This window comes from Streptomyces sp. SS1-1 (assembly GCF_008973465.1).
Taxonomy (GTDB): Bacteria; Actinomycetota; Actinomycetes; order Streptomycetales; family Streptomycetaceae; genus Streptomyces.
Genome location: NZ_WBXN01000004.1, coordinates 4,232,435 through 4,256,494, shown reverse-complemented (window position 1 = coordinate 4,256,494; position 24,060 = coordinate 4,232,435). Strand labels below are relative to the sequence as shown.

At 69.2% G+C, this 24,060-nt stretch carries 21 protein-coding genes, 3 tRNA genes and 1 pseudogene; 3 read left to right on the top strand and 22 right to left on the bottom strand.

Going from position 1 to position 24,060, the window contains the following annotated elements:
* Nucleotides 1-200 precede the first annotated feature (200 nt).
* The 11 genes from F8R89_RS20985 to F8R89_RS20930 all read right to left on the bottom strand — a co-directional run bounded on the left by F8R89_RS20985 (nt 201) and on the right by F8R89_RS20930 (nt 14,026).
* On the bottom strand, nt 201-779 hold the full coding sequence (locus tag F8R89_RS20985) for a DUF1707 and DUF4190 domain-containing protein (RefSeq protein ID WP_151785401.1): 579 nt from the start codon (nt 777-779) through the stop codon (nt 201-203).
* A gap of 156 nt (nt 780-935) precedes the next feature.
* Nucleotides 936-4,835 carry a DNA-directed RNA polymerase subunit beta' gene (locus F8R89_RS20980; RefSeq protein WP_115507722.1) on the bottom strand — a complete coding sequence of 1,300 codons (3,900 nt, stop codon included), beginning with the start codon at nt 4,833-4,835 and terminating at the stop codon, nt 936-938.
* 97 nt (nt 4,836-4,932) lie between these two features.
* Nucleotides 4,933-8,418, bottom strand: coding sequence for a DNA-directed RNA polymerase subunit beta (gene rpoB, locus F8R89_RS20975; RefSeq protein ID WP_151785400.1), 3,486 nt, complete (start codon nt 8,416-8,418; stop codon nt 4,933-4,935).
* A gap of 554 nt (nt 8,419-8,972) precedes the next feature.
* Entirely contained in the window at nt 8,973-9,362 is a 390-nt protein-coding gene (gene rplL / locus F8R89_RS20965; protein WP_151785399.1) for a 50S ribosomal protein L7/L12, read from the bottom strand.
* A 110-nt stretch (nt 9,363-9,472) separates the two neighbouring features.
* A complete protein-coding gene (gene rplJ / locus F8R89_RS20960) occupies nt 9,473-10,003 on the bottom strand; it encodes a 50S ribosomal protein L10 (protein ID WP_055622549.1) in 531 nt (176 codons plus the stop codon).
* Between the two features lie 288 nt (nt 10,004-10,291).
* Complete coding sequence (locus F8R89_RS20955; protein WP_151785398.1) at nt 10,292-11,098, bottom strand: hypothetical protein; 807 nt, start codon at nt 11,096-11,098, stop codon at nt 10,292-10,294.
* 127 nt (nt 11,099-11,225) lie between these two features.
* Nucleotides 11,226-11,951 (bottom strand): 50S ribosomal protein L1, encoded by a 726-nt coding sequence (rplA, locus tag F8R89_RS20950; RefSeq protein WP_151785397.1) that lies wholly within the window; start codon nt 11,949-11,951, stop codon nt 11,226-11,228.
* Nucleotides 11,952-12,034: 83 nt separating this feature from the next.
* Nucleotides 12,035-12,469: a 50S ribosomal protein L11 gene (gene rplK, locus F8R89_RS20945; RefSeq protein ID WP_055622551.1), complete on the bottom strand. Its 435-nt coding sequence runs from the start codon at nt 12,467-12,469 to the stop codon at nt 12,035-12,037.
* 170 nt (nt 12,470-12,639) lie between these two features.
* Nucleotides 12,640-13,482, bottom strand: a complete 843-nt coding sequence (gene nusG, locus F8R89_RS20940) for a transcription termination/antitermination protein NusG (protein WP_151785396.1) — start codon at nt 13,480-13,482, stop codon at nt 12,640-12,642.
* 81 nt (nt 13,483-13,563) lie between these two features.
* Nucleotides 13,564-13,845, bottom strand: a complete 282-nt coding sequence (gene secE, locus F8R89_RS20935; protein WP_151785395.1) for a preprotein translocase subunit SecE — start codon at nt 13,843-13,845, stop codon at nt 13,564-13,566.
* 108 nt (nt 13,846-13,953) lie between these two features.
* A tRNA-Trp gene (locus tag F8R89_RS20930) sits at nt 13,954-14,026 on the bottom strand.
* A gap of 282 nt (nt 14,027-14,308) precedes the next feature.
* Here F8R89_RS20930 and F8R89_RS20925 point away from each other — a divergent pair.
* Both F8R89_RS20925 and F8R89_RS20920 read left to right on the top strand, forming a co-directional pair.
* The gene (locus F8R89_RS20925; protein WP_151785394.1) at nt 14,309-15,535 is read left to right on the top strand and encodes a pyridoxal phosphate-dependent aminotransferase; all 1,227 of its coding nucleotides are present in this window, start codon (nt 14,309-14,311) and stop codon (nt 15,533-15,535) included.
* A gap of 123 nt (nt 15,536-15,658) precedes the next feature.
* A complete protein-coding gene (locus F8R89_RS20920) occupies nt 15,659-16,699 on the top strand; it encodes an adenosine deaminase (protein ID WP_151785393.1) in 1,041 nt (346 codons plus the stop codon).
* Here the strand turns inward: F8R89_RS20920 and F8R89_RS20915 are convergent.
* Both F8R89_RS20915 and F8R89_RS20910 read right to left on the bottom strand, forming a co-directional pair.
* Nucleotides 16,683-17,336, bottom strand: a pseudogene (locus F8R89_RS20915) (hypothetical protein); the annotation flags it as partial. The gene F8R89_RS20920 and the pseudogene F8R89_RS20915 overlap by 17 nt on opposite strands.
* A gap of 24 nt (nt 17,337-17,360) precedes the next feature.
* Nucleotides 17,361-17,849, bottom strand: a complete 489-nt coding sequence (locus F8R89_RS20910) for a TetR/AcrR family transcriptional regulator (RefSeq protein ID WP_225994450.1) — start codon at nt 17,847-17,849, stop codon at nt 17,361-17,363.
* A 34-nt stretch (nt 17,850-17,883) separates the two neighbouring features.
* Between F8R89_RS20910 and F8R89_RS20905 the strand changes: the two genes are divergently transcribed.
* The gene (locus F8R89_RS20905) at nt 17,884-18,516 is read left to right on the top strand and encodes an NAD(P)-dependent oxidoreductase (RefSeq protein ID WP_151785392.1); all 633 of its coding nucleotides are present in this window, start codon (nt 17,884-17,886) and stop codon (nt 18,514-18,516) included.
* Between the two features lie 20 nt (nt 18,517-18,536).
* On the opposite strand, the gene F8R89_RS20900 is transcribed toward F8R89_RS20905, so the two are convergent.
* The 9 genes from F8R89_RS20900 to F8R89_RS20860 form a co-directional block, all read right to left on the bottom strand.
* Nucleotides 18,537-19,592, bottom strand: coding sequence for a UDP-N-acetylmuramate dehydrogenase (locus F8R89_RS20900; RefSeq protein WP_151785391.1), 1,056 nt, complete (start codon nt 19,590-19,592; stop codon nt 18,537-18,539).
* Nucleotides 19,593-19,677: 85 nt separating this feature from the next.
* A complete protein-coding gene (locus F8R89_RS20895) occupies nt 19,678-20,058 on the bottom strand; it encodes a DUF3291 domain-containing protein (protein ID WP_151785390.1) in 381 nt (126 codons plus the stop codon).
* A 44-nt stretch (nt 20,059-20,102) separates the two neighbouring features.
* Nucleotides 20,103-21,563, bottom strand: coding sequence for an MFS transporter (locus F8R89_RS20890; RefSeq protein ID WP_151785389.1), 1,461 nt, complete (start codon nt 21,561-21,563; stop codon nt 20,103-20,105).
* A gap of 92 nt (nt 21,564-21,655) precedes the next feature.
* Nucleotides 21,656-22,231, bottom strand: a complete 576-nt coding sequence (locus F8R89_RS20885; protein ID WP_192806181.1) for a TetR/AcrR family transcriptional regulator — start codon at nt 22,229-22,231, stop codon at nt 21,656-21,658.
* 115 nt (nt 22,232-22,346) lie between these two features.
* The gene (locus tag F8R89_RS20880; protein WP_151785388.1) at nt 22,347-22,775 is read right to left on the bottom strand and encodes a MaoC family dehydratase; all 429 of its coding nucleotides are present in this window, start codon (nt 22,773-22,775) and stop codon (nt 22,347-22,349) included.
* 5 nt (nt 22,776-22,780) lie between these two features.
* Complete coding sequence (locus tag F8R89_RS20875) at nt 22,781-23,239, bottom strand: MaoC family dehydratase N-terminal domain-containing protein (RefSeq protein WP_151785387.1); 459 nt, start codon at nt 23,237-23,239, stop codon at nt 22,781-22,783.
* Nucleotides 23,240-23,394: 155 nt separating this feature from the next.
* Nucleotides 23,395-23,559 carry a 50S ribosomal protein L33 gene (gene rpmG / locus F8R89_RS20870; protein ID WP_003948671.1) on the bottom strand — a complete coding sequence of 55 codons (165 nt, stop codon included), beginning with the start codon at nt 23,557-23,559 and terminating at the stop codon, nt 23,395-23,397.
* A 90-nt stretch (nt 23,560-23,649) separates the two neighbouring features.
* A tRNA-Met gene (locus F8R89_RS20865) sits at nt 23,650-23,722 on the bottom strand.
* 45 nt (nt 23,723-23,767) lie between these two features.
* Nucleotides 23,768-23,840, bottom strand: a tRNA-Thr gene (locus tag F8R89_RS20860).
* Nucleotides 23,841-24,060: the final 220 nt, after the last annotated feature.

The window sequence follows — 24,060 nt, the reverse complement described above, 5'->3', positions numbered from 1 at the left end:
GTACGGTCTGAAGGCACGCACAAGAGCCAGGGCACACCCCAGGCACAAGGTCTGAGCGTACCTATCGCATTCGCTGCGGTCAAAACAAATGGGTCTCGCCCGCATCGCCATGCGGCCGATGTCAAGACCACACGGCGACAACGATCTTCGTCCGGTCGATCCGGCCACGTCACAGACCTCTCACCGCGCGCCCGCCACCGTCACGCGGACACGGCCGCGGCCACGATCATCAGCGTCAGCAGCGCCGCCCACGCCGCGTTCGACAGCCAGCCGAGGACGAGCCCCGTCAGCGCGAGCCCGTCACCGCTCTCGCCCGTGCGCCGTATCTCGGCGCGGGCCGAGTGCCCCAGCACGACGGCCGGTATGCCGGCCAGGCCGAAACTCATCAGGCAGAGCACCCCGCACACGGCCGAACCGACCGCCTTGCCGTTGGTCCGCGGCCGGTCGTATGGCAGGAAGGTCCGCGGCACGGGCGTGACGGGCGCCGGCAGCGGCAGGGGGCCCTGGGGCAGGTCGGCCACCAGCAGGGCCAGCTCCCCCACCGTACGGGCCGCGTAGGCCCGCGCCACCCGCTGGTCGAACTCGGGCTTCTCCAGGCGCCCCTCCCCGAACCCTGCCCTGAGCACGTCCACGGCGCGCTCCCGGTCGGCGTGCGAGGCGAGCATCGCGGGGGCGGCGGCCGGTGCCCAGGGCCGCGGCGCACCACCTCCACCCCTCGGCCACGGCTGCGGCCCGGGCCCCTGCCAGGGCCGCCACGGCGGCCACGACGGCTGAGTCATGGAGCACCTCCCCCGTAACGGTCGGAGTCCCTCCATCATGCGCCGAACCGGCCGTCAGGGCATCGGGGTCGGACCCTGAGGGATCCCGGAGCCGGCCCCGGACACGCCGAAGGGCGGCCACCCCGAGGGGTGACCGCCCTTCACACGATCGCTCGCTTACTGGTTGTACGGACCGTAGTCGTAGTCCTCCAGCGGAACGGCCTGGCCGGAGCCCGTGCCGAACGGCGAGTAGTCGATGTCGTCGTAGCCGACGGCCGAGTACATCGCGGCCTTGGCCTCCTCGGTCGGCTCGACCCGGATGTTGCGGTAGCGGGACAGACCCGTACCGGCCGGGATGAGCTTACCGATGATGACGTTCTCCTTGAGGCCGATGAGCGAGTCGGACTTGGCGTTGATCGCCGCGTCCGTGAGGACTCGCGTCGTCTCCTGGAAGGACGCCGCCGACAGCCAGGACTCCGTGGCCAGCGAGGCCTTGGTGATACCCATGAGCTGCGGCCGGCCGGAGGCCGGGTGACCGCCCTCCTGGACCACACGACGGTTCTCGGTCTCGAACTTCGAGCGCTCGACCAGCTCGCCGGGCAGCAGCTCGGCGTCGCCGGACTCGATGATCGTCACGCGGCGGAGCATCTGCCGGATGATGATCTCGATGTGCTTGTCGTGGATCGACACACCCTGCGAGTTGTAGACCTTCTGGACCTCGCCGACCAGGTGGACCTGGACGGCACGCTGACCCAGGATGCGCAGCACGTCGTGCGGGTTGGTGGCACCCACGGTGAGCTTCTGGCCCACCTCGACGTGCTCGCCCTCGCTGACCAGGAGACGGGCGCGCTTCGAGATCGGGTACGCCGTCTCGTCGCTGCCGTCGTCCGGGGTGACGACGATCTTCTTGGTCTTCTCGGTCTCCTCGATCCGCACGCGGCCGGTGGCCTCGGAGATCGGGGCGACACCCTTCGGGGTACGGGCCTCGAAGAGCTCGACGACACGCGGCAGACCCTGGGTGATGTCGTCACCGGCCACACCACCGGTGTGGAAGGTACGCATCGTCAGCTGGGTGCCGGGCTCACCGATGGACTGGGCGGCGATGATGCCGACCGCCTCACCGATGTCGACCAGCTTGCCGGTGGCCAGCGAACGGCCGTAGCACATCGCGCAGGTGCCGACCTGGGACTCGCAGGTCAGGATCGAACGGGTCTTGACCTCCTCGACACCGTGGTGCACCAGCTGGTCGATGAGCACGTCGCCCAGGTCCACGTTGGCCGGCGCGATCACCTTGCCGTCGATGACGACGTCCTCGGCGAGCATGCGGGCGTAGACGCTGGTCTCGACGTCGTCCGCCTTGCGCAGCACGCCGTCGGCGCCGCGGTGGGCGATCCGCAGCTTCAGACCGCGCTCGGTGCCGCAGTCCTCCTCGCGGATGATGACGTCCTGCGAGACGTCCACCAGACGACGGGTGAGGTAACCCGAGTCGGCGGTACGCAGGGCGGTGTCCGCCAGACCCTTACGGGCACCGTGCGTGGAGATGAAGTACTCCAGCACGGACAGGCCCTCACGGAACGACGCCTTGATCGGACGCGGGATCGTCTCGTTCTTCGCGTTCGACACCAGACCACGCATACCGGCGATCTGACGCATCTGCATCATGTTGCCTCGTGCACCCGAGTTCACCATCATGAAGATCGGGTTGGTCTTCGGGAAGTTGTCGTTCATCGCCTCGGCGACCTCGTTGGTCGCCTTGGTCCAGATCGCGATGAGCTCCTGCGTGCGCTCGTCCTTGGTGATCAGACCGCGCTCGTACTGCTTCTGGACCTTCTCGTCCTGCGCCTCGTAGCCCTTGACGATCTCCTTCTTCGCCTCGGGAACGACGACGTCGGAGATGGCCACGGTGACACCGGAACGGGTCGCCCAGTAGAAGCCGGACGCCTTCAGGTTGTCGAGCGTCGCCGCCACGATGACCTTCGGGTACCGCTCGGCGAGGTCGTTGACGATCTCGGAGAGCTGCTTCTTGCCGACCTCGTAGTCGACGAACGGGTAGTCCTCGGGCAGCAGCTCGTTGAAGAGCGCGCGGCCCAGGGTCGTCCGCAGACGGAACGAGTCACCCTGCTGCCACTCCGGCTCGCCCTCCTCCTGCGCCGGCGGGGTCCAGCCGCGCGGCGGGATGGTGCCGACCGGGAAGCGGATGTCGATCTTCGACTGGAGCGAGAGCTCGCCGGCGTCGAAGGCCATGATCGCCTCGGCCACGGAGGAGAAGGAGCGGTCCTCGCCCTTCACGTCCCGCATCTCGCCGTCGGTGGTGAGGAAGAACAGACCGAGGACCATGTCCTGGGTCGGCATCGTCACCGGACGGCCGTCGGCGGGCTTGAGGATGTTGTTCGAGGACAGCATCAGGATGCGGGCCTCGGCCTGCGCCTCCGCGGACAGCGGCAGGTGCACGGCCATCTGGTCACCGTCGAAGTCCGCGTTGAACGCGGTGCAGACGAGCGGGTGGATCTGGATGGCCTTGCCCTCGACCAGCTGCGGCTCGAAGGCCTGGATGCCGAGGCGGTGCAGGGTGGGAGCACGGTTCAGCAGAACCGGGTGCTCGGCGATGACCTCTTCGAGGACGTCGTACACGACCGTGCGGCCGCGCTCCACCATGCGCTTGGCGCTCTTGATGTTCTGCGCGTGGTTCAGGTCGACCAGGCGCTTCATCACGAACGGCTTGAAGAGCTCCAGCGCCATGGCCTTGGGCAGACCGCACTGGTGCAGCTTCAGCTGCGGGCCGACGACGATGACGGAACGCGCCGAGTAGTCGACTCGCTTGCCGAGCAGGTTCTGACGGAAGCGGCCCTGCTTGCCCTTGAGCATGTCGGACAGCGACTTCAGCGGACGGTTGCCCGGGCCGGTGACCGGCCGGCCACGACGGCCGTTGTCGAACAGCGCGTCCACGGCCTCCTGGAGCATGCGCTTCTCGTTGTTCACGATGATCTCGGGCGCGCCGAGGTCGAGAAGCCGCTTCAGGCGGTTGTTGCGGTTGATGACACGGCGGTACAGGTCGTTCAGGTCGGAGGTCGCGAAGCGGCCACCGTCCAGCTGCACCATCGGACGCAGGTCCGGCGGGATGACCGGCACGCAGTCGAGCACCATGCCCTTGGGGCTGTTGCTGGTCTGCAGGAACGCGGAGACGACCTTCAGGCGCTTGAGCGCACGGGTCTTCTTCTGGCCCTTGCCGGTGCGGATGATCTCGCGGAGCTTCTCGGCCTCCTCCTCCAGGTCGAAGGACTCCAGGCGCTTCTGCAGCGCCGCGGCACCCATCGAGCCGTCGAAGTACGTGCCGAAGCGGTCACGCAGCTCGCGGTAGAGCAGCTCGTCGCCCTCGAGGTCCTGGACCTTGAGGTTCTTGAACCGGGTCCAGACCTCGTCGAGACGGTCGATCTCGCGCTGCGCACGGTCGCGCAGCTGCTTCATCTCGCGCTCGGCACCCTCGCGCACCTTGCGGCGCACGTCGGCCTTGGCACCCTCGGCCTCGAGCTCGGCCAGGTCGGTCTCGAGCTTCTTGGCGCGGGCCTCCAGGTCGGCGTCCCGGCGGTTCTCGATCTGCTGGCGCTCGACCGAGACGTGCGCCTCCAGGGAGGGCAGGTCGCGGGTACGGCGCTCCTCGTCGACGTACGTGATCATGTACGCCGCGAAGTAGATGACCTTCTCGAGGTCCTTGGGCGCCAGGTCCAGCAGGTAGCCGAGGCGCGACGGGACACCCTTGAAGTACCAGATGTGCGTGACGGGGGCGGCCAGCTCGATGTGGCCCATCCGCTCACGGCGCACCTTGGCGCGGGTCACCTCGACGCCGCAGCGCTCACAGATGATGCCCTTGAAGCGGACACGCTTGTACTTGCCGCAGTAGCACTCCCAGTCCCGGGTGGGGCCGAAGATCTTCTCGCAGAAGAGGCCGTCCTTCTCGGGCTTGAGGGTGCGGTAGTTGATGGTCTCGGGCTTCTTGACCTCGCCGTGGCTCCACTGACGGATGTCGTCAGCGGTGGCCAGACCGATCCGGAGCTCATCGAAGAAGTTGACGTCGAGCACTATGCGTCAATCCCTCTCAGGGTTGTAAGTCTGTGGTCTGAAACGGGGGCCTGGGGGTCGGCGGGGCCCTGTGGGTGAGGGCCCCGCCGGACTCCCGTCAGACCTCTTCGACGCTGCTCGGCTCGCGCCGGGACAGGTCGATGCCGAGCTCCTCCGCAGCGCGGAAGACGTCCTCGTCGGTGTCACGCATCTCGATGGACATACCGTCGCTGGACAGCACCTCCACGTTCAGGCAGAGCGACTGCATCTCCTTGATGAGCACCTTGAAGGACTCGGGGATGCCGGGCTCGGGGATGTTCTCGCCCTTGACGATGGCCTCGTAGACCTTCACGCGGCCGGTGACGTCGTCGGACTTGATGGTCAGCAGCTCCTGGAGGGCGTAGGCGGCGCCGTACGCCTCCAGCGCCCACACCTCCATCTCGCCGAACCGCTGGCCACCGAACTGGGCCTTACCACCCAGCGGCTGCTGGGTGATCATCGAGTACGGGCCGGTCGAACGGGCGTGCAGCTTGTCGTCGACCAGGTGGTGCAGCTTCAGGATGTACATGTACCCGATGGAGATCGGGTCCGGGAACGGCTCACCGGAGCGGCCGTCGAACAGCCGCGCCTTACCGGTCGGCTGCACCATGCGCTCGCCGTCCCGGTTCGGGATGGTGTGCTGCAGCAGACCCGCCAGCTCGTCCTCCCGGGCACCGTCGAAGACCGGGGTCGCGACGTTGGTGCCGGGGGCGACCTGGTCGGCGCCGATGGCCTGGAGGCGCTGCGCCCACTCCTCGCCGAGGCCGGAGACGTCCCAGCCGCGGCTGGCGAGCCAGCCGAGGTGGATCTCCAGGACCTGTCCCGGGTTCATTCGGGACGGGACACCCAGCGGGTTGAGGATGATGTCGACCGGGGTGCCGTCCTCCAGGAACGGCATGTCCTCGATCGGCAGGATCTTGGAGATGACGCCCTTGTTGCCGTGACGGCCGGCGAGCTTGTCACCGTCGGTGATCTTGCGCTTCTGCGCGACGTACACGCGCACCAGCTGGTTCACACCGGGGGGAAGCTCGTCGCCCTCCTCGCGGTCGAAGACGCGGACGCCGATGACCTTGCCGATCTCGCCGTGCGGCACCTTCAGCGAGGTGTCACGGACCTCACGGGCCTTCTCACCGAAGATGGCGCGCAGCAGGCGCTCCTCCGGGGTCAGCTCGGTCTCGCCCTTGGGCGTGACCTTGCCGACCAGGATGTCGCCGGCGACGACCTCGGCACCGATGCGGATGATGCCGCGCTCGTCGAGGTCGGCGAGGACCTCCTCGGAGACGTTCGGGATGTCCCGGGTGATCTCCTCGGGGCCGAGCTTGGTGTCACGGGCGTCGACCTCGTGCTCCTCGATGTGGATCGAGGAGAGGACGTCGTCCTGCACGAGGCGCTGCGACAGGATGATCGCGTCCTCGTAGTTGTGACCCTCCCACGGCATGAACGCCACGAGCAGGTTCTTGCCGAGGGCCATCTCGCCGTTCTCGGTGGCCGGACCGTCGGCCAGGACCTGGCCCTCGATGATCCGGTCGCCCTCGTGGACGATGACCTTCTGGTTGACCGAGGTGCCCTGGTTGGAGCGGGCGAACTTGGCCAGGCGGTACGTGATGTACGTGCCGTCGTCGTTGGCGGTGGTGATGTAGTCCGCGGAGACCTCCTGGACCACACCGGCCTTCTCGGCCTTGACGACGTCGCCGGCGTCGACGGCGGAGCGGTACTCCATGCCGGTGCCGACGAGCGGGGCCTCCGCCTTGATGAGCGGAACGGCCTGGCGCATCATGTTCGCGCCCATGAGGGCACGGTTGGCGTCGTCGTGCTCGAGGAACGGGATCATGGCCGTCGCGACCGACACCATCTGGCGCGGGGAGACGTCCATGTAGTCGACGTCCTCGCCGCCGACGTAGTCGACCTCGCCGCCACGGCGGCGGACGAGGACGCGGGCCTCCTCGAAGCGGAGGTCGTCCGTCAGCGGCGCGTTGGCCTGCGCGATGACGAAGCGGTCCTCCTCGTCGGCGGTCAGGTAGTCCACCTCGTCGGTGACCTGGCCGTCGATGACCTTCCGGTACGGGGTCTCGACGAAACCGAACGCGTTGACGCGGCCGTACGAGGCGAGCGAGCCGATCAGACCGATGTTCGGGCCTTCGGGCGTCTCGATCGGGCACATGCGGCCGTAGTGCGACGGGTGGACGTCACGGACCTCGAAGCCGGCCCGCTCACGGGACAGACCACCCGGGCCGAGCGCGGACAGACGACGCTTGTGCGTCAGCCCGGACAGCGGGTTGTTCTGGTCCATGAACTGCGACAGCTGGCTGGTGCCGAAGAACTCCTTGATGGAGGCGACGACCGGCCGGATGTTGATCAGGGTCTGCGGCGTGATCGCCTCGACGTCCTGGGTGGTCATGCGCTCGCGCACGACGCGCTCCATACGAGCCAGACCCGTACGGACCTGGTTCTGGATGAGCTCGCCGACGCTGCGCAGACGACGGTTGCCGAAGTGGTCGATGTCGTCGGTCTCGACGACGATGCCCTGACCGCTGTCGCCGACCGTCTCGGTCTCGCCCGCGTGCAGCTTCACCAGGTACTTGATCGTCGAGATGATGTCCTCGACGGTCAGGATGCCCGCGTCCAGCGGAGCGTCCGCACCCAGCTTCTTGTTGACCTTGTAGCGGCCGACCTTGGCGAGGTCGTATCGCTTGGGGTTGAAGTAGAGGTTCTCGAGCAGCGTCTGCGCGGCCTCACGGGTCGGCGGCTCGCCCGGACGCAGCTTGCGGTAGATGTCGAGCAGCGCGTCGTCCTGGCCCTGGGTGTGGTCCTTCTCCAGGGTGGCGCGCATCGACTCGTACTCGCCGAACTCCTCGAGGATCTGCTCGGTGGTCCAGCCGAGAGCCTTCAGGAGGACGGTGACGGACTGCTTGCGCTTACGGTCGATGCGCACACCGACCATGTCGCGCTTGTCGATCTCCATCTCCAGCCAGGCACCCCGGGACGGGATGATCTTGGCGGAGAAGATGTCCTTGTCGGACGTCTTGTCGATGGAGGAGTCGAAGTAGACGCCCGGCGAGCGGACGAGCTGCGACACCACGACACGCTCGGTGCCGTTGATGACGAAGGTGCCCTTGTTGGTCATGAGCGGGAAGTCGCCCATGAAGACCGTCTGGGACTTGATCTCGCCGGTCTCGTTGTTGGTGAACTCGGCGGTGACGAAGAGCGGGGCCGCGTACGTGAAGTCGCGCTCCTTGCACTCGTCGATGCTGTTCTTCGGGGGCTCGAAACGGTGGTCGCGGAACGTCAGCGACATCGACCCGGAGAAGTCCTCGATCGGGGAGATCTCCTCGAAGATCTCCTCGAGGCCGGACTTGGTGGGGACGTCCTGACCGGACTCCAGAGCCGCCTCGACCCGACTCTGCCAGGCGGTGTTGCCGAGCAGCCAGTCGAAGCTCTCGGTCTGCAGCGCGAGCAGGTTCGGAACCTCGAGGGGCTCCTTGATCTTTGCAAAAGAGATGCGCAGCGGGGCGGTGCTGGCGCCGTTGTTCGTATTCGCGGTCGAGGCGTTGCGCGAGGCGGCCAAGAGGGGGTCCTTCCGAGGGCTCGGACTCACTACGCGCGTACCGGCCCCTCACTCCCACATCGGGACAGACGTCGTCCGATCCGGCTCTTGGGCCAGGTCGGAGATGTCCGGTCGGCGATACTGAGGCGAGGGCAGACCCCTGGTGACGGGCAGGGGACAGCTAACAGGCAGCGCAAAGGGTCAGTGTAGCCACAAGGCACACTGATGTCCAGTCCCGGTTTTCAGAGACCCTCATTGTTCTCAACGCCTGCGCCATGCCTGCCTTCAACGCACGTTGATACTGCCCTCTTCGCCGCCGATCCATGCCTCGGATTCGGATCCTTGTGACGACGCGTCCTGAGAATTGCGCGCTGCGTGCGGTTCGTCAAGGCCCTCATACCCGAACCCCGGGCCGACCAGGGACACGACGAAGATCACCATACCCCCCGACGAACGCGGCGCAAGGCAACCGCGGCCACACCCCGGGAACGCCGAAGAGCGACCACCCGAATGGATGATCGCTCCTCGGTACGTCCGCGTTACAGCCCTAGCGGGCCGCTGCGTTCGTGAAGGTCTTACTTGACCTCGACGGAGGCGCCGGCGCCCTCGAGGGACTCCTTGGCCTTGTCCGCGGCCTCCTTGTTGACCTTCTCCAGAACCGGCTTCGGCGCACCGTCGACCAGGTCCTTGGCCTCCTTCAGGCCGAGGGAGGTCAGCTCACGCACGACCTTGATGACCTGGATCTTCTTGTCGCCGGCGCCGGTGAGGATGACGTCGAACTCGTCCTTCTCCTCGACGGCCTCGCCACCACCGGCGGCACCGCCGGCGGCCGGGGCGGCGACGACGGCCGCAGCGGCGGCGGTGACGTCGAACTTCTCCTCGAACGCCTTCACGAACTCGGAGAGCTGGATCAGGGTCATGTTCTCGAACTCGGCGAGCAGTTCGTCCTGGGTGAGAGCCACGATGGCTTTCCTTCCACTAATTCGGCAGGTGCCGGATGTACATGTGCTGGCGGGCGTACGTTGGCCCGCTACGACCTCCGCCTCAGGCGGCGGCGGTCATCGTGCGAGCCGAATTACTCGGCACCGCCCTGCTCGTCCTGCTTGGCACGAAGCGCGTCCACGGTGCGGACGAGCTTCGACGGGAGCGCCTGGAAGACCTGAGCAGCCTGCGTCTGCTTGCCCTTCAGAGCGCCCGCCAGCTTGGCGAGCAGAACCTCGCGGGACTCGAGGTCCGCAAGCTTCTTGATCTCGTCGGCGGACAGCGCCTTGCCGTCAAGGACACCGCCCTTGATGACGAGATTCGGGTTGTCCTTGGCGAAGTCGCGCAGACCCTTAGCCGACTCCACCGGGTCACCGGTGACGAAGGCGACAGCCGTCGGACCGTTGAACAGGTCGTCCAGCGTCGAGATCCCGGCCTCGTTGGCCGCAATCTTGGTCAGCGTGTTCTTCACCACGGCGTACTGGGCGTTCTCACCGAGCGAACGACGCAGCGTCTTGAGCTGCGCCACGGTGAGACCGCGGTACTCGGTCAGCACGGCAGCGCTGGAGTTGCGGAACTGCTCCGTCAACTCGGCCACTGCGGCAGCCTTGTCGGGCCTCGCCATAGAGTCTCGGCCTCCTTCCGGGTGATTCTGACCGCGCGGACCCGAAGGAGGACTGGGGAAAACGAAACGCCCCGGCGCAGGCGCACGGGGCGGACTCGACCGGCCTTGCACACAGGCTGTGCGCACTCCGGGAGTTCTTCCACTGACACCTGCGCGGGTCGTCCGCTATTCAGCGGATCCTTCGGCCACCGCACCCTCATCCGAGCGCACGGCAACGACCAGCGGTCTTTGGCTTCTGTAGGAGAGTACGGGACGCCATCGCCGTCAGGCAAATCGCCCCTTACGGCATCAGTTCCCGACCTCGCTCCCCAGCAGTTCCTCCAGGTCCGCGGTGTCCCCGGCCGGCGGCCTGCCGACCTTCACCGCGACGCCGTAGTCGCGGTAGAAGGCGGTCTGGGTCAGCGCCCCCGTGGCCGTACGGCCCTTCTCGACCTTCTTGACCAGCAGGTGCCGTTCGTCGACCCAGATCTCGACGGTCTGCGCGTCCGCGCCCTCCCCCGGCACCGTGCCGGAGTAGTGCGTGGTCCGCGTCCCCCGCACGGTCTCCTCGCCGACCCTGCGGACGTCCGAGGACGCGAGGAGCCGCTTCACCGAGGTGTGCGGCGCGGTGTCGCGCATCCGGTCGGCGAGGTCCGCCCCGGAGCTGCCCGCGAGGCGCTCCAGGTCGTCGTAGGCGTATCTGATCCAGTGCCTGCCGTCGGTCCTGCCGGCGAACGCCTCGCCCATCCGCGCGTAGTACGCGTCCGGCAGATAGCGGGCCTCCATCGACGTCGTGCCCAGGCGGCGCATCGTGTCGGCCGTGCTGCCGCCCGTGTAGCGGATGCGCAGGGTGCCGGTGAGGGGGCCGCGCCAGGCGAGGGTGCCGTGGGCCGTCATGGAGAGCGAGGAGCCCAGGGTGGTCGTGGACTCCACGTACGAGGACGCGGCGCGGTCGGTGGACCGCTCGGCCTGGCGCAGGGCGGCCGTCACGGCCGGGGCGGGCGCGGTGCGCTCGGGGCCCGCGGAGCCGTCGGGGGCGGTGCAGGCGGCCAGGGCGGTCAGCGCGGCCGGCAGGGCGGTCCACAGCGCCGGCCGGTGCGCCCTCGTGCTGGTCATACGTCCCCCCTGCGGTTCCCGTGAAGGCACGTTAACCCAGGGCACGGACACGGCGGGCGGGGACAGGGAACGGGCCCCGCACCGGGAAGGTGCGGGGCCCGTGTCCGACTTCGGTGAGCGGGAAGGCTCAGACCGCGGCCGGGTCCTCCTCGACGAGGAGGTTGCGGGTGCGGTTGGCGTCCAGCGGAATGCCGGGGCCCATCGTGGTGCTGATGGCGGCCTTCTTGATGTAGCGACCCTTGGCGGCGGACGGCTTCAGACGGAGGATCTCCTCCAGGGCCGCGCCGTAGTTCTCCACCAGCTTGGTGTCGTCGAACGACGTCTTGCCGATGATGAAGTGCAGGTTCGAGTGCTTGTCGACGCGGAACTCGATCTTGCCGCCCTTGATGTCGTTGACAGCCTTGGCGACGTCCGGCGTGACGGTGCCGGTCTTCGGGTTCGGCATCAGACCACGGGGGCCGAGGACGCGGCCGAGGCGGCCGACCTTGCCCATGAGGTCCGGGGTGGCGACGACGGCGTCGAAGTCCAGGCGGCCCTTCGAGACCTCGTCGATCAGCTCGTCGGCGCCGACGATGTCGGCGCCCGCGGCACGCGCGGCCTCGGCACGGTCACCGGTCGCGAAGACCAGGACCCGGGCGGTCTTACCGGTGCCGTGCGGAAGGTTCACGGTGCCACGGACCATCTGGTCGGCCTTGCGCGGGTCGACACCCAGGCGGAAGGCGACCTCGACGGTGCCGTCGAACTTGGTCGTGGACGTCTCCTTGGCGAGACGGACGGCCTCGAGCGGGGCGTAGAGCTTGTCCCGGTCGATCTTGGCGTCCGCAGCGCGGAGAGACTTGCTGCGCTTGCTCACTACTGCTCCTGTGTGTTCTTAGGAGTCGTGGTCCGGGCCGAGCAGGCCCTCCCACGTTCTGCTTGTCGTACGGGGGGTGGAGGTCAGCCCTCGACCGTGACGCCCATGGAACGCGCGGTGCCGGCGATGATCTTCGACGCGGCGTCCAGGTCGTTGGCGTTGAGGTCGGGCAGCTTCGTCTGGGCGATCTCGCGGACCTGCGCCTCGGTGATCTTGGCGACCTTGGTCTTGTGCGGCTCGCCGGAGCCCTTCTCGATGCCCGCGGCCTTGAGGATCATCTTGGCGGCCGGAGGCGTCTTGGTGATGAAGGTGAAGGAGCGGTCCTCGTAGACCGTGATCTCCACCGGGATGACCCAGCCACGCTGCGACTCGGTCGCGGCGTTGTAGGCCTTGCAGAACTCCATGATGTTGACGCCGTGCTGACCCAGCGCGGGGCCGACCGGCGGGGCCGGGTTCGCGGCACCGGCCTGGATCTGGAGCTTGATGAGCCCCGTGACCTTCTTCTTCTTGGGAGGCATTGCTCTCCGGTTCCTCTCTTCGGGTCCTACCCGCCCCCAGATGGCGTTCCTGGACGCAGGCATACCGCACAACGATAACGGGTATAGATGCGCGGCCTGAAACCGAGCAGGTCAGACAGGCTGCGGGACAGCCGGTCTGACCTGTTCGGAAGCTCTGGCGAAGACGCCGGCTAGTTCTTCTGGATCTGGTCGAAGCTCAGCTCGACCGGCGTCTCACGGCCGAAGATCTCGACGAGACCCTTGACCTTCTTGGAGTCGGCGTTGATCTCGTTGATCGTGGCCTGCAGCGTGGCGAAGGGGCCGTCGGTGACGGTGACCGAGTCGCCGACCTCGAAGTCCAGCACCTGGACCTCGACCTTGCGCTGCGGCGCCGGCTTGCCCTCGGCCTCGGCTGCCTCGCGGGCGGCCTTCTCCTCGGCCTCCGGGGCGAGCATCTTGACGATCTCGTCCAGGGTCAGCGGGTACGGGTCGTAGGCGTTGCCCACGAAGCCGGTGACGCCGGGGGTGTTGCGGACGACGCCCCAGGACTCGTTCGTCAGGTCCATGCGGACGAGGACGTAGCCCGGCAGCTTGTTCTGCTTGATCGTCTTGCGGTCGCCGTTCTTGATCTGGACGACCTCTTCCTGCGGCACCTCGGCCTGGAAGATGTAGTCCTCGACGTTCAGCGAGACGGCGCGCTGCTCCAGGTTGGTCTTCACGCGGTTCTCGTAGCCGGCGTAGGTGTGGATCACGTACCACTCGCCGGGCAGGGTGCGGAGCTCCTCGCGGAGGGCGGCGACGGGGTCGACGGGGTCGGCCTCCTCCTCGGTCGCCTCGTCCGCCTCACCGGAGGCGTCCTCGGAGTCGTCCGCAGCGTCCTCGACGTGCAGCGCGGCCTTCTCGGCGGGCTCGCCCGCCTCGGCGTCGGCAGCCTCGAACTCGTCCAGGTCCTCGTCCGCGCCCTCGACGATGTCGAGCTCGTCGTCCACGGACTGGTCCGGCTCGACGGCGTCGTTCAGGTTCTGGTCAGACACGGTGGCTGCTTCTTCCTGGATACATAGGGGTGGAACATGCGAAAGGGGCGCCGGTGACCCGCGGCGCCCTTCGCTCTGTGCTCAGCCGAAGACGTACTTGGCTGCGTGGTCGAGCCCATAGTCAATCACGGTCACGAGACCGATCATGATGACGACGAAGATGATCACCACAGTGGTGTACGTCGTCAGCTGATTGCGCGTCGGCCAGACGACCTTCCGGAGCTCCGCGACGATCTGGCGGTAGAACAGCGCGAGCCGCTTCAGCGGGCCCTTCTTGCCGCGCTTGCCGCCCTTGCGCGTCTTCTTCTCCGGCGCCTCGTCCTGGGCATCAGGCATGTCGATGGAGCCCACGGCGTCCGTCACTCGTCCTCACCTGATTCCGGGTCGTGGCCGTGCCGCGCCCGGTCTGAGCCGCACGGCGGTGCATTGCTGTACGTACATGCGCACACATCCTGGCGAAGGTGTGTGTAGCAGGGCCGGAGGGACTTGAACCCCCAACCGCTGGTTTTGGAGACCAGTGCTCTACCAATTGAGCTACGACCCTTTGTGTGTCCCCCAACGTACCGCATCCGCGCGGATGCTCGGTGTGCACCGTGCGACGGCGGCTGCTGAAGGCCAACGAGGTGAGAGTGTACGTGGTCCCGGGCGCCCCGTCGAACAGAAAGTGGCCGATGAGGACGCGGCCGCCGGAGGATCGCCGGACGGGCACTGGTCCGCGGGCACAAGATCGCGCTGGCCGAGGGCGGGATCCGGACGGATGTTCAGGGGATGTTCAGTCCGTGAAACCCGTGTGCCGGGCGCGTTTCCTGTCTGAAACGATGGGGCCATGAGCGCTGCAACCCCTCCGACCGAGCGCCGGGTCTCCGCCCGAATCGGCGCGATCTCCGAGTCCGCCACCCTCGCCGTGGACGCCAAGGCCAAGGCCCTCAAGGCCGCCGGGCGTCCGGTGATCGGCTTCGGCGCCGGTGAGCCCGACTTTCCGACCCCCGACTACATCGTCGAGGCAGCCGTAGAGGCCTGCAAGAACCCGAAGTACCACCGCTACACCCCGGCGGGCGGTCTTCCCGAGCTGAAGGCCGCGATCGCCGCGAAGACGCTGCGCGACTCCGGCTACGAGCCGGACGTCTCGCAGATCCTCGTCACCAACGGCGGCAAGCAGGCCATCTACGAGGCCTTCGCCGCGATCCTCGACCCGGGCGACGAGGTCATCGTCCCGGCGCCGTACTGGACGACGTACCCGGAGTCGATCCGGCTCGCCGGCGGTGTCCCGGTGGAGGTCGTCGCCGACGAGACGACCGGCTACCGCGTCTCCGTGGAGCAGCTGGAGGCCGCGCGCACCGAGAAGACGAAGGTCGTCCTCTTCGTGTCGCCGTCCAACCCGACCGGCGCCGTCTACACCGAGGCCGAGACCGAGGCGATCGGCCGCTGGGCCCTCGAGCACGGCCTGTGGGTCCTCACGGACGAGATCTACGAGCACCTGGTGTATGGCGAGGCCGCCGCGGTCTCCCTGCCGGGCCTGTTCCCCGAGCTGCGCGACAAGTGCGTCGTCGTCAACGGCGTCGCCAAGACCTACGCCATGACGGGCTGGCGGGTCGGCTGGGTCATCGGCCCGAAGGACGTCGTCAAGGCCGCGACCAACCTCCAGTCGCACGCCACGTCCAACGTCTCCAACGTGGCACAGGCCGCGGCCATCGCCGCCGTCTCCGGCGACCTGGAGGCCGTCGCCAAGATGCGCGAGGCGTTCGACCGCCGGCGCCGGACGATCGTGCGGATGCTCAACGAGATCGACGGCGTGGTCTGCCCCGAGCCCGAGGGCGCCTTCTACGCCTACCCGTCGGTGAAGGCCCTGCTCGGCAAGGAGATCCGCGGCAAGCGCCCGCGGAGCAGCGTCGAGCTGGCCGAGCTGATCCTGGAGGAGGCCGAGGTCGCGGTCGTCCCGGGTGAGGCGTTCGGCACGCCGGGCTATCTGCGGCTGTCGTACGCGCTCGGCGACGAGGACCTCGTCGAGGGCGTGAGCCGTATCCAGAAGCTGCTGGCGGAGGCCCGGGACTGACGTCCCCCGTCCGCCCGAGGGCGCCTCCGGATCTCCGGAGGCGCCCTCATTTGTTTGTGCGAGCAAGACCACTAAAGGGGAAACCGCTACCGGGACCCCTCGGGCGTGCGGCAGGATCTGGGAATGGAGCGTGTACGTGATGTCTCTGATCTGCCGAAAGCCCATCTGCACCTGCACTTCACCGGCTCGATGCGGCCGACGACCCTGCTGGAGCTGGCCGACAAGTACGGGGTGCGTCTGCCCGAGGCCCTGACGGACGCGCTGACCAGAGGCGAGTCCCCCAAGCTGCGGGCCACGGACGAGCGGGGCTGGTTCCGCTTCCAGCGCCTGTACGACGCCGCCCGCTCGTGCCTGCGGCAGCCGGAGGACATCCAGCGCCTGGTCAGGGAGGCCGCCGAGGAGGACCTGCGGGACGGCTCCGGCTGGCTGGAGATCCAGGTCGACCCGACGTCGTACGCGCCCCGGCTGGGCGGGCTGATCGCGGCGCTGGAGATCATCCTCGACGCGGTCGACACGGCGGCGCGGGACACCGGGCTCGGCATGCGCGTCCTGGTCGCGGCGAACCGGATGAAGCACCCGCTGGACGCGCGCACCCTGGCCCGGCTGGCGGTCCGTTACGCGGACCGGGGCGTGGTGGGCTTCGGGCTCTCCAACGACGAGCGCCGGGGCATGGCCCGGGACTTCGACCGCGCCTTCCACATCGCGCGTGAGGGCGGCCTGCTGTCGGCGCCGCACGGCGGCGAGCTGACGGGGCCCGCCTCGGTCCGGGACTGCCTGGACGACCTGGAGGCGCACCGGATCGGCCACGGCGTGCGGGCGGCGGAGGACCCGCGCCTGCTGAAGCGCCTCGCCGACCGGGGCGTGACCTGCGAGGTGTGCCCGGCGTCGAACGTCGCCCTCGGGGTGTACGAGAAGCCGGAGGACGTCCCGCTGCGCACCCTGTTCGAGGCGGGGGTGCCGATGGCCCTGGGCGCCGACGACCCGCTGCTCTTCGGCTCACGGCTCGCCGCCCAGTACGAGATCGCCCGGCACGACCACGGTTTCAGCGACGCGGAGCTGGCGGAGCTGGCCCGTCAGTCCGTACGGGCCTCGGCCGCGCCCGAGGAGACGAAGAAGAAGCTGCTGGCGGACGTGGACGACTGGCTGGCCGGCCCGGTCGTCTGAAGTGGGTGTACGGCGGATACGGCTTGAAGCAGACCAGCACCTCGAAGGGGTGTCCGCCGCCGGGCGGCTGGGCCAGCGGCAGCCGCGTCATGAACGCGAGGTGCCCTTCGGCGACGCGCTTCTGACGCGGCCCGAAGCCGGCCGCGTGGGCGAGGTCCTCGGCGGACTCGGCGAACACCTCTCGGCCGCCGAACAGGAAGAGTGTGCGCGCGTGGGTGGTGTGCCGTAGGTCGTCGCGGTCCCGGCTCTCCTGCCAGGCGCGTGCGTCCCGTGCGGTGCGGGCCTCATCGGTGCGCACGGTCAGCGGGGTGCCCTGGCGCAGAGCGCGCCGCAGTCCCGGCCAGCGGCTGGGGCGCAGGCCGAGGGTGCGGTGGGCCAGGACGAGGTCGATCCGCTCTCCCCGGCCCTCGTCGGGCGGGACGCCGTCACGCAGGGGCACATGGACGATCGTGTGCGGGGAGCGGGAGGCGAAGGAGAACAGGGCGGCCAGCCGGCTCAGGCCGTCGTGGTCGCCGAGGAGCAGGCCGACGGGGTCGGGGGCGGTCAGCGCGGTGTGGCGCAGGGGTGTCCTCGGCCGGACGACCCGGTGGATGTGCGGCCCGGTCCGGGGCCGGAACTCGGTCAGCCTCAGCCGCATGTGCGCTGCCTCATGGGGTCAGGGTCACGGGCGGGCGGCGTCCCGCGCAACGGAGATTCCGTCCAGCAGGGTCCGGGCGAGCCGGGCGGCGAAGTCGGCCGCGGGCGGGCGGGCGTCCTCGGGCCCCGCGTCGTAGGCGAACGCGCGCTGGGCGCAGGCGCCGAGGAGCAGGGAGGCGGCCGCGAAGGTGTCGGCTCCGGGATGGACGCGGCCCACGGCCTGCTCGGCGCGCAGATAGGCGTCGAGGGCCTCGATCGGCACGTGCGGGCCGGCGCCGATCTTGCGCAGCGCCTCGTCGTGCCGCCGCTTGAGCTGGGGCTCGGCGTACAGGGACGCGGCGATCGGGAAGCTCTGTTCGTAGAACAGGGCGGCCTGCTCGGCGATGCGGGCCAGGTTGTCCTCCAGGGTGCCGGTGCCGGGCTCGGCCGTGAGGGTGCCGAGCAGCGGGGTGAGGCGGGTCAGCCGCTCGCCGAGAACCCTGACTCCAGAGGCGAGACACGGGTGAGTGAACACTTACCCACCAGTCGTTCCGAGATCGGGGAGAGCCATGAAGCTCACGGTGTTCGGTGCCACCGGAGGCATCGGTCAGGAGATCGTCCGCCAGGCGCTCGCCGCCGGGCACGAGGTGGCGGCGGTCGTACGGGATCCCGCGCGGCTGCCGGTGACGGGGGCGGGGCTGGAGATGTTCCGCGCGGATCTGACCGACCCGGAGGCCGTGCGTCCCGCGGTGGCCGGCCGGGACGCGGTCCTGTCGGGTCTCGGCGCCCGCACCCGCAAGGACGCCGGGATCACCGCGCGGCTGACCCGCACGGTGCTGCGGGCCATGGAGGCCGAGGGCACGCACCGGCTGCTGGTGGTGAGCGCGGCGCCGCTCGGGCCGGCCGCGCCGGAGGACGGCCCGCTGGACCGGACGACGCACGCCGTCGTCTCCAAGGTCCTCAAGAGCGTCTACGACGACCTGCGGGAGATGGAGGCGGACCTCGCCCGCAGCTCCCTGGAGTGGACGTCGGTCCGGCCGCCCCGGCTCCAGGACAAGCCGCTCGGCGGCGCGTACCGCACGGTGATCGGCGGGACCCCGGCCCGGGGCCGCTTCATCGGCCGCGCGGACGTGGCCCACGCGATGCTGGCGATGACCCAGGACGCGAGGACGGTGAAGCAGGGCGTGGGGGTGGCGTACTGACGCCTTTGCCTGCAGGGCCTCTAGAGGCTGACGCCGACCGTCACCGGCTCGTTGACCAGCGTGATTCCGAACGCCTCGCGGACCCCGGCGACGACCTCGCGGGCCAGCGCCAGCAGGTCCTCGGTGGTGGCCGCGCCCCGGTTGGTGAGGGCGAGGGTGTGCTTGGTGGAGATACGGGCGGGGCCGCTGCCGTAGCCCTTGGTGAAGCCGGCCTTGTCGATGAGCCAGGCCGCGGAGGTCTTCGTGTGCCCCTCCCCCGCCGGGTACGCGGGCGGCTCCACGCCCTCGCCGAGGCGCTCGGCCACGCGCGCGCGGAACGCCGCGAACTGCTCGTCGGTGAGGATCGGGTTGGTGAAGAACGACCCGGCCGACCAGGTGTCGTGGTCGTCGGCGTCGAGCACCATGCCCTTCCCGGCACGCAGCTTCAGGACGGTCTCCCGCGCGACGGCCAGCGGCACCCGGTCGCCGACCTCCACGCCGAGGGCGCGGGCCGTCTCGGCGTACCGCACCGGCGCGGAGAGCCCGCCCGCGTCCTCCAGCTCGAACCGGACGCGCAGGACGACATGACGCTCGGGGTCGGCCTTGAAGCGGCTGTGGCGGTACGAGAAGGCGCACTCCTCGTTCGTCAGCGTGACGGTCTCGCCGGCCCGGCGGTCGTAGGCGATGACCTCGGTGATGGTCGCGGAGACCTCCTGGCCGTACGCGCCGACGTTCTGGATCGGGGTGGCGCCCGCGCTGCCGGGGATGCCGGCGAGGCACTCGATGCCGGCGAGTCCGGCCTCGACGGTGCGGGCGACGGCGTCGGTCCACACCTCGCCCGCGGCCAGCTCCAGGGTAGTGCCGTCGAGCTCGACGCCCTTCGTGGCGATGACGAGGGCGGTGCCCTCGAAGCCCTTGTCGCCGATGACCAGGTTCGACCCGCCGCCGATGACCAGCAGCGGGGTCCCCGTGGCGTCCGCCTCGCGCACGACGTCGATCACCTCGGCGTCGGTGGTGGCGGTGACCAGGCGGGTGGCCGGGCCGCCCAGCCGGAAGGTGGTGAGGGGGGCGAGGGGCGCGTCGTGGAGTACCTGCACGCGCCCAAGACTACGAGACGGCGCCGACGGCCCCGGCACCCCTGTGGATACCGGGACCGTGACGGGCTCCACGCGCGCGTGCCGGTCAGGTGAGCCGGCGCCGCGCCTCGCTCCAGTCCAGCGGGAGCGCGTCGCCCGGCACCTCCCAGCGGGTGAACTTCGCGTCCCGCATCCGCCCGGACAGGCCCCGGGCGGTCGGGGCGTGCGGGCCGGAGCGGGCGAACTCCTTCAGCGCGGCCGGCGACTCCCAGGCGGACAGGGTCCAGAAGGTCTTCCGGAACACCTCGGCCTTCAGCGTGGCGCCGTACGCCCCGGGCGCCCGGCTCACCTGCCGCCACACGCCCGGCGTGCGCAGGAAGAAGGCGAACGCTCCCCAGAGGGTGCGGGTCTCGAAGCGGGAGGCGAAGACGTGCACGTCGGCGCCGGGTGGAACGGGGTTCGGCGTGGTCCAGGGAAGCGTGGGCACGGCTGTTCCTCTGTTCTCGGTGGACGGACGAGGGTGGGGCGAGGTCACCGGGAGGCCGGCTGGAGCTCGCGCTCTGGGAGGCTCCCCGCCTCGTCGGCGGCCTCGACGGCGTGCCGCCGGCCCGGGACGAACAGGGCGGCGGCACCGGCGAGCGCCACCACGGCGGCGCCGGTGACCAGGGCGGGCCGCAGCCCGTCGACGAAGGTCTGGCCGGTCTCGTAGCCGCCCTGGGCCGCGAAGATCGAGCCCATGATCGCGATGCCGAGCGCGCCGCCGACCTCGCGCAGGGCGTTGTTGGCGCCGGACGCGATGCCCTGTTCGGCGGGGCGGACGCTGGACATGACCAGGTGGGAGGCGGGCGCGAAGAACAGCGCCATCCCGACCCCGCTGATGATCAGACCGGGCAGCTGGCCGGCGTAGGAGACGTCGACGGTGACCACGGACGCCATGTAGGCGAGTCCGGCGGCCTGGAGGAACAGTCCCGTGGCGACCACGGGCCGGCCCCCGATCCGGTCGGCGAGGATGCCCGCGACCGGCGCGACCAGCATCGGCATACCGGTCCAGGGGAGCATCCGCAGGCCCGCCTCGGTCGGCGAGTAGCCGAGCACGCCCTGCATGTACTGGCTGAGCAGGAAGATCGACCCGAACATGCCGAGGAACATCAGCAGGCTCGCGGCGTTGATCCCGGCGAAGGCACGGGAGCGGAACAGCCGCATGGGCAGCATGGGGTTGCGGGCCCGGGTGCCGTAGAGGACGAACCCGGCGAGCAGCGCGCCGCCCGCGAACAGGCCGGTCAGGACCAGACGCCCGGTCCAGCCGTCTGCGGGGCCGCGCACCAGCCCGTACACGATCCCGAAGAGGCCGCCGCTGGCCAGCAGGGTGCCGGGGAGGTCGAGCGGGGCTCCGGTGCCGTGCGACTCGGCGAGGCGCAGCCGGGCGAGCGGCAGCAGGGCGACACCCAGCGGGACGTTCAGCCAGAAGATCCACTGCCAGGAGATGTGCTCGGTGAGGCTGCCCCCGATGAGCGGCCCGGACGCGACCGCGAGCCCGTTGACCGCCCCCCAGATGCCGAACGCCATCCCGCGCCGGGCCGCGGGCACCGCCGCCGTCAGCAGGGTGAGGGTGAGCGGCATCATGATCGCGGCCCCGACGCCCTGCACCGCGCGGGCGGCGATCAGGGAGTCGATGCCGGGGGCGAGGGCCGCGCCGGCGGACGCGGCGGTGAAGATCGTGATGCCGACGAGGAAGAGCCTGCGGCGGCCGAAGCGGTCCCCGAGCGCCGCGCCGAACATCAGCAGGACGGCGAAGGTGAGCGTGTAGGCGCTGACCGTCCATTCCAGGTCGTGCAGTCCGCCGCCCAGGTCCTTCCGGATGGAGGGCAGCGCGGTGGTGACGACGAGGTTGTCGAGTGCCGCCATGAATCCGGCGACGCTCGTGATGACCAGGGCCCAGAGGGCCCCGCGCGGGTTCGTCTCCCCCGCGTTCCGATCGGTCCGGTGTGACATCGCTCCCCCAGGAGTGTGCGATTCCGCTTGGTAGTTATTGATCACTAACTTTCGCGGCCACAAAAGAGCGCGACGATCCCCGCCGCCCTCCCCTACGACCCGTTCCCGCTCTCGCCCTCATCGCGCTCGGCGGACTCCATGCCCGCCCAGACCCGGTGCTCGGGCGGGAAGCCCATGGCCACCAGGCAGTTGATGAGCATCCCGTACGCCATGAAGGTCGTCGTCTCCTGCACGTCCGCCCCCAGCGGCAGATGCACGGTGTCCCACAGGCGCATCCAGCCGGCCCGGACGGCCTCGCCGAACTCGCGGTCGCCCTCCTGCTCGGCGGCGGCCACGGCGAGGAACATCTGCATCTGCATCATCAGCCGCTCGGGCTGCTCGGAGACCATGCGGTGATAGGCCTCACCCATGGCGTGCAGGGCCTCCTCGCCCTCCACCCCTTCGGCGGCCTCGGCGAACACCCGGTGGATGTCCTCCACGCACTGCTCGGCGGCGGCCAGGAAGATCGCCCGCTTGCCCGGGAAGAGCCGGAAGAGATACGGCTGCGAGACGCCGACCCGCCTGGCGATCGACTCGGTGGACGTGCCGTAGTAGCCGCCCCGCGCGAACTCGGCCATGGCCGCCCGCACGACGCTCTCGCGCCTCTCCTCCGCACTCATCCTGACCATGTTTCGAAGTTAGTACGCAATCACTAACTAAGTCAAGGGCGGTTTTCGGGGATCGGCCCGGGTACGGACAAGGGGCGCCCCGCCAGGCGGGACGCCCCTCACGCGCGCGTGTGCGTCACGCCAGCTGGACGACCGCCCGGGACATGCCGAGCACCTTCAGCCCGGCGCTCATCACGGTCAGGTCCACACGGACCTTCTTGTCGTCGAGCTTGGCCGCTACCTTGCCGCTGACCTCGATCGTGGCGCCCTTGTCGTCGTTCGGGACGACGACGGGCTTGGTGAAGCGGACGCCGTACTCGACGACGGCCGCCGGGTCGCCGGTCCAGTCGGTGACCACCCGGATCGCCTCGGCCATGGTGAACATGCCGTGCGCGATGACGTCCGGCAGCCCGACCTCCTTGGCGAACTTCTCGTTCCAGTGGATCGGGTTGAAGTCACCCGAGGCACCCGCGTACCGCACCAGTGTGGCGCGTGTCACGGGGAAACGTTGGGCGGGCAGCTCGGTGCCGACCTCGACTTCGTCGTACGCGATCTTCGCCGTCATCGGTCTCAGCCCTGCCCTTCCTCGGCTCCGCGCGCCACGAGCTTCGTCCAGGCGGTCACGACGTGCTCGCCGGCCTCGTCGTGGACCTCGCCGCGGACGTCCAGGATGTCGTTGCCCGCCATGGTCTTGACGGCCTCGATCGTCGAGGTCACGGAGAGCCGGTCGCCGGCGCGCACCGGGCGCGTATAGGCGAACTTCTGATCGCCGTGCACCACCCGGCTGTAGTCCAGGCCCAGCTGCGGGTCGGCGACGACCTGCCCGGCGGCCGCGAAGGTGATGGCGAAGACGAAGGTCGGCGGGGCGATCACATCGGGGTGACCGAGCGCCTTGGCGGCCTCCGGGTCCGTGTAGACCGGGTTGGCGTCCCCCACCGCCACCGCGAACTCACGGATCTTCTCCCGCCCCACCTCGTAGGGCTCGGTGGGCGGGTAGCTCCGCCCCACGAAGGACTGGTCGAGCGCCATGGCCCGGCACCTCCTGCTGTCTGCTGCGAATGTCCTGACGCGGCTGCGCGCGCCCCGCTCCGATGTACCGGCCGGCCGGAACCGACCGGTAACCGGAGCGGAAACGACGCGAGGCCGCCCCCACGATCGGGGACGGCCTCGCGTACGAGCCTGATTTATCGCGTTTCGCGGTGCGCGGTGTGCGCGTTGCAACGCGGGCAGTGCTTCTTCATCTCCAGTCGGTCCGGGTTGTTACGCCGGTTCTTCTTGGTGATGTAGTTCCGCTCCTTGCACTCCACGCAGGCCAGCGTGATCTTCGGGCGGACGTCGGTGGCAGCCACGTGAGTGCTCCTAAGACGAACGGATGGACTGATTCAACGCAAGAAAGAGTAGCCGATCGAAGGACCGACCCCGCAATCGGCTACTGTCAGTAGCGGTGACCGGACTTGAACCGGTGACACAGCGATTATGAGCCGCTTGCTCTACCGACTGAGCTACACCGCTGTGATGCGACAGGCCCCGTCTTGCGACGGGAACCCTTCACACCAGAGCCCCAAAACGGAATCGAACCGTTGACCTTCTCCTTACCATGGAGACGCTCTGCCGACTGAGCTATTGGGGCGAGCGATGAAGACATTACACGGTCTGCCGCCGTTCGCCCAAATCCGTTTCCCGGCCCCCGTCCGCACCCGAACACCGGGCCGAACACCCGCCTCCAGGACCGTGCCACGCCCTCGCCGCACGACGGCCACGCCGGTACGACTATTGCGCTCCTGCGCGCCAGGACCGCACGGCCACCCTAGGCTCGACTCACTCTGCGTGATCTTGCATGCCCGGCGCAG

Bases quoted from the DNA above. Each gene is read 5' to 3' on its own strand.
- F8R89_RS20875 (WP_151785387.1), bottom strand. From the start codon at position 23,239: ATGGCGCTCGACCAGTCCTTCGTGGGGCGGAGCTACCCGCCCACCGAG.
- F8R89_RS20920 (WP_151785393.1), top strand. From the start codon at position 15,659: ATGGAGCGTGTACGTGATGTCTCTGATCTGCCGAAAGCCCATCTGCAC.
- F8R89_RS20925 (WP_151785394.1), top strand. From the start codon at position 14,309: ATGAGCGCTGCAACCCCTCCGACCGAGCGCCGGGTCTCCGCCCGAATC.
- F8R89_RS20985 (WP_151785401.1), bottom strand. From the start codon at position 779: ATGACTCAGCCGTCGTGGCCGCCGTGGCGGCCCTGGCAGGGGCCCGGG.
- F8R89_RS20890 (WP_151785389.1), bottom strand. From the start codon at position 21,563: ATGTCACACCGGACCGATCGGAACGCGGGGGAGACGAACCCGCGCGGG.
- F8R89_RS20885 (WP_192806181.1), bottom strand. From the start codon at position 22,231: ATGGTCAGGATGAGTGCGGAGGAGAGGCGCGAGAGCGTCGTGCGGGCG.
- rplK (WP_055622551.1), bottom strand. From the start codon at position 12,469: ATGCCTCCCAAGAAGAAGAAGGTCACGGGGCTCATCAAGCTCCAGATC.
- F8R89_RS20955 (WP_151785398.1), bottom strand. From the start codon at position 11,098: ATGACCAGCACGAGGGCGCACCGGCCGGCGCTGTGGACCGCCCTGCCG.
- F8R89_RS20905 (WP_151785392.1), top strand. From the start codon at position 17,884: ATGAAGCTCACGGTGTTCGGTGCCACCGGAGGCATCGGTCAGGAGATC.
- F8R89_RS20880 (WP_151785388.1), bottom strand. From the start codon at position 22,775: ATGACGGCGAAGATCGCGTACGACGAAGTCGAGGTCGGCACCGAGCTG.
- rplJ (WP_055622549.1), bottom strand. From the start codon at position 10,003: ATGGCGAGGCCCGACAAGGCTGCCGCAGTGGCCGAGTTGACGGAGCAG.